Source organism: Mycobacterium sp. ML4, assembly GCF_054515735.1.
Map to the genome: position 1 here is coordinate 65,521 of NZ_JBTNSY010000025.1, position 11,594 is coordinate 77,114.

Consider the following 11,594-nt stretch of genomic DNA (forward strand, 5'->3'; position numbering starts at 1 on the left):
TCCTTTAATGTCTGACCACGACCACAACCACGACCACGCGCGCACCGTCAAGCCCATGGTCGACGAGATCACCGACTTCGAGGTCCTGGAGATCGCGCTACGCGAATTGTGCATCGAGAAGGGCTTGTTCACCGCCGAGGAGCATCGCGTCTTCACCGAGTACGCCGAACATATCGGCTCAGCTCCCGGTGCCCGGCTGGTCGCCAAGGCGTGGCTGGACCCCGATTTGAAGGAGCTTGCGGTGACCGACGCGGTGGCTGCGGCCAAGGAGGTCGGCTACGACTGGCTGGAGCCGACCGGGTTCGGTACCCCCAGTGACTTTGTGGCGTTCAAGATCCTTGCAGACACGCCGACAGTGCACCACGTGATCGTCTGCGCGCTGTGCTCGTGCTATCCGCGCCCGATCCTGGGCAACTCTCCGGAGTGGTACCGCACCCCCAACTACCGTCGCCGTATCGTGCGTTGGCCCCGGCAGGTACTTTCGGAATTCGGGCTTCAGCTGCCCGACGATGTCGAAGTGCGCGTTGAGGACTCGAACCAGAAGCACCGCTTCATGGTCATGCCGATGCGCCCGGAGGGTACCGACGGCTGGAACGAGGACCAGCTCGCCGAGATCATCACCCGCGACTGCCTCATCGGCGTCGCGCTTCCTAAGCCTGGGGTGACCAGCAACGTCGCGCGCTTGGTCCGCCCCGCTGTCCGCCCCATCGAGGGGTGACTGTATGGCTGACGAAACACCATGCGGCGAAAGCGCTTTCGCTGTCCTGGACGAGATCGTGGAGCAAGACCAGACCTGGCCAGTCCTGGCAGCGAAATATGGTGTCGAAAACCCGCTGCCGCCGTGGAAGACCAGTCTGGACGGTCTGTGCGACGTGCTGGACCGAACGTGCTACCCAGACGGACGGACGCCGTTGACATTCAAGGAACGCCGTGACGAGGAAGACGAATTGTCGGCCGGCCGTTACGCGGACTTGCCGTTTCCGGAAAATCAGCTCGTAGCGCTGGCCTACTCCTTGTTGGCCCGCGGCATTATCAGTGAAGACGAGTTGCGCCGGCGGCTCGACACGGTTCGGGCCCGACTCGAGGCTTGATCCGACCAACTGGGAAACTCGATGTCGACACGCTAGATTCGGCGGCGGCCGAGCGACGGCCTTTGATTTCACAGAGGTCGCTTACACCCACGTCCGACATCGACCGCAGGAGTATCCGTGGCCGCAGGGTATCAACCCGTCACGACGCGCGAGGCCGCTCTGGACCGGGTGTACGCCTACCGGGAACGGGGCCGCACGCGGCCGACGCCGTTGCGCGCGATGCTTGCGGTCCTCGGGGGCATAGCGTTGCTCGCTTCCGTCCCACTAATCGTGTTCCTTCCAGAGGCGGGTATTCCGGCACTGCTCGTTGCCCTGCGTCTGATGGCGGTCGAAGCGGATTGGGCCGCAAGGTGGTACGCGTGGACCGATTGGCGTTTTGCGCAACTGCGCCACTGGTTTCACCTGCGGTCACGGCTCACTCGTTGGACAATCATGGCTGTCCTGCTGCTGGCGGCGGCGGCCCCGGTGTTGCTGATCATCTACGAGCTGCGAGGTGATCGGAGATGACGATCGAAGGTGCTCCCGAGATAAAGTCGCGCGGTCTGATGCAGCGCTGACCGCTCTGCGCGTCCGGTATGTCGAACGTTTGATGCCGGATCCCTATCTGTTCGCGGTCATCCTGACCGTTCTGGTTGCAGCCTTGGTTGCTCGTTTGGTGCGCGGTGCGACGGCCGGCGGAATGTTGAAGGCTTGGTATGGCGGAGTCTGGGGAGCGCAGAACATCTTCACCTTCGCGTTGCAGATGGTGCTGATCCTGGTTACCGGCTACACCCTCGCTGAGGCGCCGGCGATCAAGCCGGTCATCGTGTACATCGCGAGCAGGCCCAAGAACCAAGTGCAGGGCGCGCTGCTGTGGTTCGCGGTCAGCGCGGCGTTGTCGTTGTTGAACTGGGGACTCGGTCTGGTGGCCGGTGCGCTGGCGGCACGTCAGGTCGCAAAGCGATTGCCTGCAACGCATTTCGGCTATCTCATCGCAGCCGCTTTCATGGGGTTCATCGTCTGGACGCAAGGCTTGTCGTCGTCGATCGCACTGGCCAATATTGATCCCAGTGTTCTCCTTCGCGGCCCGGGTCTCCGGCCCCGGCTGCTGCAGTATTTGCTCTACGGCGGCATCGTCGGCCTGTTGGCTTATCTGCCAACTCAGTCCGGCAAGGCGTTGCAGACGGTGTTGGCCGAAGCGCTGGTGACCGGCGCCAACCAGTACACCCTTCCGTTCCTCACTTTTCTGGGTTCGGTGGTCATTTCGCTGTTCGTGCCCTCGGGCGGCGGACACTGGGCGGTGCAGCGGCCGATCGCCGTGGACTCGGCACTCGCGATCGGACAGCGCTCCCCCACCTATCTCGGCCTGATCTCCATGGCTGTTGCGGTCGGCGAAGCCGTCGCAAACATGGTTCAGCCGTTCCGGCTGCTCCCCCTGCCAGCCATCGCCACGCTCAATTTCCGTCAGGTGATGGGCTTCACCGTCGTCGCGTTCCTGATCGGGCTCGGCGTATCCGGTGCGGCGGTCCTCATCGCCCCGCACGGGATTCGAGTTGCCACCGCGGGGGTCTGTGCGCCTACTGGCCGGCAGCCGGCTCGTGCTCGCTTGACTCCTGGTAGGGCGCACCGAAACGCGGCACCTCCAGCGGGCCATCCTTCTTCGCGGCGTTGACGGCGTTGGTCAGCAGCGGCGCCAGTCCCGCGAACGATCCGACGTCGAACAGCAGTAGCGTCAACAGGCGGTTGTGAACGTAGCCGTATGAGCTGCCGGATTCCGGGTCCGCCCAGCCGACCGTTCCGCCTAGGCCGATGTGGCCGTAACCGTCCAAAAAGCCTGGGACCGGCGATGATTGGTAACCCTGGTGGTAGGTGAACGGCAGGCCCAAATTCAGATCCGGCCACAGCTCGGCCTTGCCTTTCATCCCGGCCACCGCCTGTGAGGACAGCAGCCGCGTGTCGTCGATGACGCCGTCATTGGCCAGCACCGCGTAGGTCTTGGCCAGGGCCCGGGCCGTCACCACTCCGTTGACCGCCGGTAGCTCGCCATCCAGGAACGGCATGTCATCCTGCAGCATCGACATGATGCCCGGGAAGTAGATCGACCCGAGCAGGCCGGAGAACGAGAGCCCGGCCACCCTGGGTGCAAGGAAGTCGAGCAACGGCGTGGGAATCTTCGCCTGCGGTAACAATGTCTGCGCCGCCCTGGTCGGAGAATCGGCCGGCGGGCGCCCCAGGTGTAAGCCATCGATGTTCAGCGGGCGCGCGAGTTCTTCGCGGAACAACTCACGCATGCCCTTTCCTGTGACGGCGCGGGCCAGGCCCGACAGCAGCCATCCGTAGGTGATCGCGTGATAGGCCGTCTTACCGTGAGAGTGGTCAACCGGTGCAGCGGCCAGCCGCTCCTCCATCTGGTGGTGATCCATGATGGTGTGTTTGTCGACGCCCTTGAGGTGGGACAGGCCGGCGCGATGGCGCAGCACGTCGCTGACGGTGATCTCGGACTTGCCGTTGGCGCCGAACTCCGGCCAGTATTCGGCGACCGGGACGTCGTAGGCCAGCAGTCCGCGGTCGACGAGTAAGTGAATGATGGTGGCGGCCAGCCCTTTTGTCGCGGAAAACACCATGGCACCGGTGTCTTCGGTCCAGGCCACATCGCCCTTGCGATCGGAGTAACCGGTCCACACGTCGACGACAGGTCTACCGTCGATGAACACTGAAAGACCGCCTCCCCCGAACTTCTTACCGGGGTACAGGCCCGCGAAGGCGCGCACGACATTCAGGAAGTGCGAATCGCATGCTCCCTGCACGCCGGATGGGAGGCCGTTGTCAGCGGTGAGGACGGTCGGTTTCGCCATACCGTGCATGATTGCAGCCCCGGGGGTGCCCGGTGCACAGGAATCGTGATTTTCTAGCGTTGCTACATCCAGATGCGTCCCAGCAGGTCGGCCATCGCCTCGGGGTCCTGCTTGTCGACGTTGCAGCTGATCGCCACCGATGTGCGCCGGTCGCTGCTGATGCGTAGCGCAGTGACGAACCCGGCCCACGCGCCGTCATGATCGAGCATGCCGTTAGCAAGGCTGTAAATGCCCGCGCCGTAGCGGTCACCACCGCCCGGCTCCGTCGGCACCGCTCCGGCCAGCTGCGCGTCGAGCAGCTTCGGACCGCCCACGTTGCCGGTTCGGTAATTGTCGGCCCAGCGAACCAGCTGGCTTGGTGTGCTCTGGATGCCTCCGTCGCCCACCTGTTCCCACTTGGAGTCGGCGAGCTGGTAGTCATCGATGTTGGAGCCGCGGCCGCCGGATTCAGCCGCGGTGTAGGACAGGGCCTTGCTGGGGATCAACGTGATTGGGTCCATCACCATGGTCAGGCTCAGTGGCGCGAAGATCTGGGTGCTGAGGTAGTCCGGTAGTGGCTTTTTCGATACCCGGTGCACGACCTCGCCGAGTAACAGATAGTTCGAATTGGAGTACTCAAAGCGAGAGCCGGGTTTGAACACCAGTTCCGGGGTGTTCGCCAGGGCCTGCAACGCCTGCGTCTCGGTGGTGCGGTCGGCGTAGCTGAACCCTTGCTCCTGAAGCATCCCGACGTAGTCCGGGATCCCGCTGGTGTGGTGCATCAGTTGTGCGAGACTCACATCGGCTGCCCACGGTGGCATCTCCGGCATGTACCGGCCGAGCGGGTCGTCCAGCGCCAAGTTTCCCGCGGCGGCCAGCAACAGCACCGCGCTCGCGGTGAATTGCTTGGATACCGAGGCTATGTCGAACACCGTGTCGGCGGTGATCTTCGCCCCGTCGCTGATATTCGCGAGTCCGGCCACCCCGGTCCAGACGACCTTCCCCTCCACGCCCACCGCTGCCGAGCAGCCCGGTCCTTCGGCTTTGGCGGCGGTGTCGAGCACGTTCTGGCTACTCGCCACTTTCTCGGTCGGCGCCGAGGTCGTAGGGCTGCTGCTTGCGGGGATGCGCGCGGAGTGCGGGTTTGTGCAGCTCACCACGCACAGTGCCGACAACAGCGCCAAGGCCAGCCGCCGTCTGCGGGTCATCGTGGCCTCCGGGCTGGGTGGAAAACCGATTGCACGTTCTCGGGCGGCCCTGTTAGGAATACAGCCATGGACGGGAGCACCGACATCTCCGAGTGAGCTTCGGCTCGCATTGTGCTGTCAGTTTCCTTTCGAATTCCCGTTGTTGAGGTCCCGCCCATGTCCGATGCCGCTGTCTCCCGTTCGAACCGCTACTTTTTCTGGCCGGACGGCACCCGCGTTTTCGAGGGCCTTTCGTTCGACTTCGATGCGGGTCGCACCGGTCTGGTCGCTCCGAACGGTGCGGGCAAGACTACGCTGCTCAACCCGGTCGCAGGCCGCTATCGTCCGGACCGCGGTGACGTGTCGGTGCAGGGCGCGCTCACGGATCGCATTGACCGGACCCAACGGCGCCGGGAAGTCCACTTTGCTGCGCGCGATGAGCGGAGTGATCCAGGCCGAGGGCATCCGCAGCGCGCGCGGCCGGATCGCATACCTGTCGCAACGGCTCGACATCCTTGACGTCGAGTTGTCGGTTGCCGACAACCTCGCGGCATTCGCGCCCGGGATGTCGCAGGCGGACCGGATGACGCGGCTGGCACGCCTCCTGTTTCCCGGCCCGCGTGCTTACCAGCAGGTCGCGACACTATCGGGCGGCGAACTGCGGCGCGCCACCCTGGCCTGTCTGCTCAGTGCCGAGCCGGCACCGCAGTTGCTGCTGCTCGACGAACCGACCAATAACCTCGACCTGCCAAGTGTGGGCCAGCTGCAGAGCGCATTGACCGTGTATCAGGGCGCCTTCGTCGTCGTCAGCCACGACGAGCAGTTTCTGGACGAGCTGAACCTCGATCGGCGGCTGCTGACCGACGGTCTGCTAGTTGTCGGAGCGCAGCAGCCGACCGACCAGTGAGCGATTCGGGTCGGCTTCGCGCTCGGCCAGCATCAAGTCGATGCCGTGTTCGACTGCCGCGGCGGTGCGCTCGCGCACCTTGCGCGCCGCGTTGTCGTGGGATTCCTGGCCTCTGAATTCGGTGGTGTCGATCGGCTCGCCGAACCAGTAGTACTGCCGTTCGGGTCGCGGCAGCGGGGTCAACCCGATGCCGCGTACCAGCGGCGGCCCGTCTGGTGTGCCGAGTACCTTCTCAGCCAGGAACTGCAGCGGTGCCAGCAAAGGCGACTCGTTGTCCAAGACGATGTCGATGCCGTGTTCGGCGCCCACCGAGGCGAACGGCACGATCGGGTAGCCATGCTGAATCGCCAAGCGCGCGAAGCCGAGCCGGTTCTTCCAGACCAGCTTGTATTGCTCGTTCTTTCGCTTGTTGACCTCGCGTCCGCCGCCGGGAAACACCATCACCAGTTCGCCACGCCGCATCAACTCCGACGCGTTCTCGCGGGTGCCGTCCACGACGCCCATGCGGATGAGCGCATCGCCCCACCCGGGAACCTTGAAGTGCGCATGGTCGCCCAGGGACCGAACGATTCTCCCGCGCTCCCACAACTCGGCAGCCAGCAATGGTGCGTCGACCATCCCGAGGGTGTTGTGATTACCGACCAATAGCGCGCGCTCGGTCGGAACGTTCTCGATGCCGTAGACCTTCGGCTTGATCAGCCTGCGCAGCGGCTTCATCAGATTCAGCGCCGCGGCAACGTCGGCCTTGGTGGGCGTGGGCGGTACGGATACGGTGTCGGCGTGTGGCACACCGAGAGTATGCCCCGTCCACGGTGATGCGGATTTGTTTTCGTCGGTCAGATCCCCAACCCGGTGTAGGTGTCCGTGCCCGGTAGGGTACCCCGCAGCACAGTCTCGGGCAGTCATCACAGTGGGGAGTCGCCGATGTCGGGTCGCAAGTTCACGTTCGAGGTCAACAAGACCACCAGCGCACCTGCCGCGACAGTCTTTCGGTTGGTGGCCGATGGCGGAAACTGGTCGTCGTGGGCGAAGCCGATCGTCGTGTCGTCGAGTTGGGTTCGCCAGGGTGACCCGGCCCCGGGCGGCGTCGGGGCCGTTCGAAAGCTAGGGATGTGGCCGGTCTTCGTGCAGGAAGAGACCACCGAATACGAACAGGATCGTCGCCACGCCTACAAACTGGTGGGTCCGCGTCAACCCGTCGACGATTACCGCGCCGAGGTCGTCCTCACCCCGAATGCGTCGGGGGGCACCGACATCCGCTGGAGCGGCTCATTTGTCGAGAAGGCGAAAGGTACCGGCCCGGCCGCACGTGCGGCGATGGGCGGCGCGGTCAAGTTCTTTGCCGGCCAGCTGGTCAAGGCGGCCGAACGCCAGTCCGGGACCGCCGGATAGTTTTCTTGCGCAACGCTTTTCGCGGCTACTTCGCGCTCAGCTCGTCCTGGTACTTTTTGGTCATGTGCTCGATGGCCTGCAGCTGCGTCGCGGCCAGGTCGTCGCGCATCTGGCCGGCGCGCGTCGCGGCATCCAGCGTCGGCTGCGCCTGGCCCTGGAAATGGGGCATCACTTCGGCGGCGAACAGCTCGGCGGACCGTCTGGTCGCCGCCGGATTCGCCCACTCGTGAGCCATCTGAAGCATGCAGCCGAACCCGCCGGACTGATCCCACAACCGCTGCACCTGCTCGCGGGCGCGATCGGGCGTGCCGATCACTCCGGCGCCGTTTTCGTTGATCATGTCGATCATCTCGTCGAGCCGATCCCCCGGCATCGTCATTTGCGGGAACGCGGCGACCTTCTGGAAATAGCGGAACCACGGCTCGATCCCAAACTTCACGTCGGCGCGGGCCTGTGCGTCGGTTTCAGCGAGGTGCATGGGACCGACCAGGCTCCAGTTGGTGCGGTCGACCTGAGTGCCGAAGACCTTGGCCCGTTCTTCGACGATGCCCCAGTGGTAGGCCAGGGCGTCGAAACCCTCGATTGTCAGCGTCGCCCCGATGGATAGCAGGCCGATACCGTGCTTGCCGGCCAGCCGCGCACCGGTCGGTGATGCGACGGCCGCGACCGCCAACGGAATTCCGCCGTCCGAATACGGTGCGAGCTGCAGCTTGGCGTCGAAGAGTTGGTGAGTGGCGGTCTTGGCGGACACAGTCTCGCCGGCCAGCAGGCGAACGACGACGTCGAGGTTGGTTTCGAGGAGCTCGCGGGTGTCGGTTGGAGTGAGTCCGATCATGGACGAATCGGTGGGTAGCGAACCCGGACCGACCCCGCCGATGATCCGACCGTGGGTGAGGTGATCCAGCAGCATCAACCGGTCGGCGACCCACAGCGGGTTGTGATAGGACAGCGAAATCACGCCGGTGCCGAACCGGATCCGCTTGGCGCGCTGAGCCGCCGCGGCGATGAATACCTCTGGTGAACTGATGATTTCGCTGCCCGCCGAGTGGTGCTCGCCGATCCACGCCTCGTCGAAGCCGAGGGCATCGAGATGTTCGACGAACTCGAGATCACGCTGCAGGGCGAGCGTCGGGTTGGTGCCGGCGCGGTGAAATGGTGCGATGAAGTATCCGAACCTGAGCTTCGCCATCGGGGCTCCCTTGCGATCGGCGCTGTCCGAACCATAGCCCGATGACGATGCCCGCCGGAACGGTGGGCGGAGGAGTCGGGCGGTGTTTGGGGTCCGGTGACGATGCGCGCCGGAACGGTGGGCGGAGGAGTCGGGCGGTGTTTGGGCCGGATAGCAGATGAGGACCGGGGTGGCCCGGTCCTCATCTGGAATTCAAATCTGTAGTCCGGTCACGGAATGCTGCCGCAGATGTTGCCGACGCAGCCACCACCACCGCCCGGTCCGCCCCCGCCACCGCCGACGCCCGGTATGGTGCCGCCACCGCCGCCGGGTCCGCCGCCGCCGGTGGGGCCGCCGGGAACGCTGCCGCCTCCGCCGCCGGGTCCGCCACTGCCGGTCGGCCCACCGGGAACGCTCCCGCCACCACCGTTTGGCCCGCCGGTACCGCTCGACCCGGGTGCGCCGCCGGGTTGGGTCTCCGAAGGCGCCGCACCACTGGATGGAGCGGTGCTGGACATCGTCGTCGGAGTCGTCGACGACGGGGTCGTGCTGCTGCTCGGTCCTTTGTTGCCTCCGCCGCCGCAGGCGACGGCCATGACGAGCATGGCTCCACCGCCGAACAACGCCAATGTAGTCCGGGCTCCAGTTTTCATCAGACTTACCAATCTCCACTCTCGTGTCGCTGGGATGCTGGGTGGTCATACCTCCTAACTGGTGGATGGAAACTGTCCGGCATCGGCGGCAGGGCACTGAGCTGAAGACGACGAGCTGGCATCGCGGCGCCGGCGGACCCCAACTGAAGCGCCGGCGATTGTTGAACTGGTGCGTTGGCACCGGCAGGCGTGATCTCGTCACGTGATCGGCGCCGCAGGACGAGACGGATCGCGCAGACGATCCACGGCTATCCCTCTGAAGAATGCCACCTGGAGATTTACCGAACGACCGGCACGTGGCCGGCGGGAACTCCATAAGGCCGGCAGCCAGATGGCAATAAACGTTGCGACGCAACCGATCAGCTTCGATGTTGCGCGACAACTGCGCGCCTTGGCCGGAACTGGTGCACAGGCGGCAACATGGCGCAATCCACTCGGGCCGGCCCGGCTGTCATCTGGATTAACTTGCGCGGGCGACGACGGCAAGCGAATCCATCGTCTCGATTCATGCATGCAGCTGAATTTCCTGAGCCCAGATAAACCCAAGACATTCAAGATCAATTCGCAGCTGGAACGATGTCGATCGGGCCGTCTACCGAAATCCTTTGCAGCGCTGTTTACTTCAGGCCGGCCAGAACTTCGCAGAGGTTGACAAATGAGATGGAACCAACGCTCCAAAGCGCCTTTGTAAAGTACATTGTCAGCGGATTGCCCAAAGTATCACAGTTGGATAACTTTTATATCTCGGTTTGATAAATCTCACGGTTTGGGCCCTATGTATCCGCGTAGCTTATCCGCTACGACATCAGCTTGTATGGCGACCGACCGTGGGTCGGACCCGGTTCTAGCTGTCACGGGCTTGCGATGCACGTCCCCTGAGAAAGGCCTTGGAACGATGAACTATTCAGTGCTGCCTCCGGAGATCAACTCGGCTCTGATCCACGCCGGTGCCGGACCGGAGCCGATGCTGGCGGCTGCGGCGGCCTGGGACGGCCTGGCGGCGGAATTGTCTTCGGCGGCGGAGTCTTTCGGTGCGGTGACGTCCGGGCTGGTCAACAGTTCGTGGCAGGGGCCGGCGGCGGCGGCAATGACATCGGCGGCCCTGCCCTATGCGGGATGGTTAAGCGCAGCGGCGGCGCAGGCCAGACAATCGGCGATCCAGGCCGGTGCGATGGCGGCCGAGTTCGATGCGGTGCGGCTGGCAATGGTGCATCCGCAGATGGTGGCGGCCAACCGCAACCAGTTTGTGTCATTGGTGTTGTCGAACATCTTCGGGCAGAACGCTCCGGCCATTGCCGGTACGGAGGCGCTATATGAGGAGATGTGGGCGCTGGATGTGGCGGCGATGTCTGCCTACCACGCGGGCGCCTCGGCGGTGGCGTCGGCTTTGGTGCCTTTTGTGCAGCCATTGCAAGGACTTGTCGGCAATTTTGCTTCGCTAGCCGCCGGTGTGCCGGGCGCCGCAGCCACACCCGTGGTCACACCAGACAAAGCCCTCACGGTCAGCCTCGGCCTTGCCAATCTCGGCGGCGGCAACGTGGGCAATGGCAATGTCGGCTACAACAACCTTGGTGGCGGAAACCTCGGCGGCCTGAACTTCGGCTGGGCCAACGCCGGCGGCACAAACCTCGGCGCCGCGAATCTGGGTAGCAACAACTTCGGCCTGGGAAACTTCGGTAGCGGCAACTTCGGCTTCGGCAATGCCGGTAATGGCAACTTCGGCTTCGGTAACAACGGCAACAACAACATCGGTTTCGGCCTGACCGGTAACGGTCAGATCGGCATCGGTGGATTGAACTCGGGTAGCGGCAACTTCGGTCTGTTCAATTCCGGTAACGGCAATATCGGTTTCTTCAATTCGGGCAGCGGCAACTTCGGTATCGGGAACTCCGGCAACTTCAACTCCGGTTTGTGGAACTCCGGATCAGGTAATACCGGTTTCTTCAACACCGGCTCCTTCAACACCGGCAGCTTCAACATCGGCAACGCCAACACGGGCAACCTGAACGTCGGCAACTTCAACATGGGTGACTTCAACCCTGGCTCTTCGAATACCGGTTCGTTCAACATCGGAGGCTCAAACACCGGTTTCCTCAATCCTGGCAATGTGAACACCGGCCTGTTCAACTTCGGCGATATGAACAACGGTTTGTTCAACACAGGCCAAGCCAACAATGGTGTCTTCTACCGGGGTGTGAACCAGGGCGCCCTGCATATCGCGATCATGTCCCCCGACTTGACACTGCCGCCTCTTGAGGTCCCCGGTATATCGATTCCGGCCTTCAACCTGCCTGCGCTGAGCATTCCATCGGTAACAGTGCCGCCGATATCGATTCCGGCGGGGACGGCGTTGGGTGCGTTCGACCTGCCCGCGTTGAGTGTG

General features: G+C 63.9%; 12 protein-coding genes and 1 pseudogene. 8 read left to right on the forward strand and 5 right to left on the reverse strand.

Annotated features, from left to right (window positions below; all coding sequences use genetic code 11):
- Nucleotides 1-7 precede the first annotated feature (7 nt).
- The 4 genes from scnC to ACX9NE_RS24060 all read left to right on the forward strand — a co-directional run bounded on the left by scnC (nucleotide 8) and on the right by ACX9NE_RS24060 (nucleotide 2,742).
- Nucleotides 8-718, forward strand: a complete 711-nt coding sequence (scnC, locus tag ACX9NE_RS24045; protein ID WP_459363987.1) for a thiocyanate hydrolase subunit gamma — start codon at nucleotides 8-10, stop codon at nucleotides 716-718.
- A 4-nt stretch (nucleotides 719-722) separates the two neighbouring features.
- Nucleotides 723-1,091: a thiocyanate hydrolase gene (locus ACX9NE_RS24050; RefSeq protein WP_459363986.1), complete on the forward strand. Its 369-nt coding sequence runs from the start codon at nucleotides 723-725 to the stop codon at nucleotides 1,089-1,091.
- Nucleotides 1,092-1,208: 117 nt separating this feature from the next.
- Nucleotides 1,209-1,598: a hypothetical protein gene (locus ACX9NE_RS24055; RefSeq protein ID WP_459363985.1), complete on the forward strand. Its 390-nt coding sequence runs from the start codon at nucleotides 1,209-1,211 to the stop codon at nucleotides 1,596-1,598.
- A gap of 82 nt (nucleotides 1,599-1,680) precedes the next feature.
- Nucleotides 1,681-2,742, forward strand: a complete 1,062-nt coding sequence (locus ACX9NE_RS24060; protein ID WP_459363984.1) for a TIGR00366 family protein — start codon at nucleotides 1,681-1,683, stop codon at nucleotides 2,740-2,742.
- Here the strand turns inward: ACX9NE_RS24060 and lipL are convergent.
- A complete protein-coding gene (gene lipL / locus ACX9NE_RS24065; RefSeq protein WP_459363983.1) occupies nucleotides 2,648-3,925 on the reverse strand; it encodes an esterase/beta-lactamase LipL in 1,278 nt (425 codons plus the stop codon). The genes ACX9NE_RS24060 and lipL overlap by 95 nt on opposite strands.
- Before the next feature lie 62 nt (nucleotides 3,926-3,987).
- On the reverse strand, nucleotides 3,988-5,112 hold the full coding sequence (locus tag ACX9NE_RS24070; protein ID WP_459363982.1) for a serine hydrolase domain-containing protein: 1,125 nt from the start codon (nucleotides 5,110-5,112) through the stop codon (nucleotides 3,988-3,990).
- A 156-nt stretch (nucleotides 5,113-5,268) separates the two neighbouring features.
- On the opposite strand from ACX9NE_RS24070, the pseudogene ACX9NE_RS24075 reads away from it, so the two are divergent.
- Nucleotides 5,269-5,484: pseudogene (locus tag ACX9NE_RS24075) on the forward strand (ATP-binding cassette domain-containing protein); the annotation flags it as partial.
- Nucleotides 5,447-5,998, forward strand: coding sequence for an ATP-binding cassette domain-containing protein (locus tag ACX9NE_RS24080; RefSeq protein ID WP_459370821.1), 552 nt, complete (start codon nucleotides 5,447-5,449; stop codon nucleotides 5,996-5,998). The pseudogene ACX9NE_RS24075 and the gene ACX9NE_RS24080, both read left to right, overlap by 38 nt.
- Here ACX9NE_RS24080 and ACX9NE_RS24085 read toward each other — a convergent pair.
- Nucleotides 5,963-6,715, reverse strand: a complete 753-nt coding sequence (locus ACX9NE_RS24085; protein WP_459364047.1) for a lysophospholipid acyltransferase family protein — start codon at nucleotides 6,713-6,715, stop codon at nucleotides 5,963-5,965. The genes ACX9NE_RS24080 and ACX9NE_RS24085 overlap by 36 nt on opposite strands.
- A 207-nt stretch (nucleotides 6,716-6,922) precedes the next feature.
- Between ACX9NE_RS24085 and ACX9NE_RS24090 the strand changes: the two genes are divergently transcribed.
- Complete coding sequence (locus tag ACX9NE_RS24090) at nucleotides 6,923-7,390, forward strand: SRPBCC family protein (protein ID WP_459363979.1); 468 nt, start codon at nucleotides 6,923-6,925, stop codon at nucleotides 7,388-7,390.
- A 25-nt stretch (nucleotides 7,391-7,415) separates the two neighbouring features.
- Here ACX9NE_RS24090 and ACX9NE_RS24095 read toward each other — a convergent pair whose 3' ends face one another.
- A complete protein-coding gene (locus tag ACX9NE_RS24095; protein ID WP_459363978.1) occupies nucleotides 7,416-8,579 on the reverse strand; it encodes an LLM class flavin-dependent oxidoreductase in 1,164 nt (387 codons plus the stop codon).
- Between the two features lie 209 nt (nucleotides 8,580-8,788).
- Nucleotides 8,789-9,211, reverse strand: coding sequence for a hypothetical protein (locus ACX9NE_RS24100; RefSeq protein WP_459363977.1), 423 nt, complete (start codon nucleotides 9,209-9,211; stop codon nucleotides 8,789-8,791).
- A gap of 895 nt (nucleotides 9,212-10,106) precedes the next feature.
- Between ACX9NE_RS24100 and ACX9NE_RS24105 the strand changes: the two genes are divergently transcribed.
- Nucleotides 10,107-11,594, forward strand: a 1,488-nt coding sequence (locus tag ACX9NE_RS24105) for a PPE family protein (RefSeq protein WP_459370822.1), incomplete at its 3' end; no start/stop codon positions are given.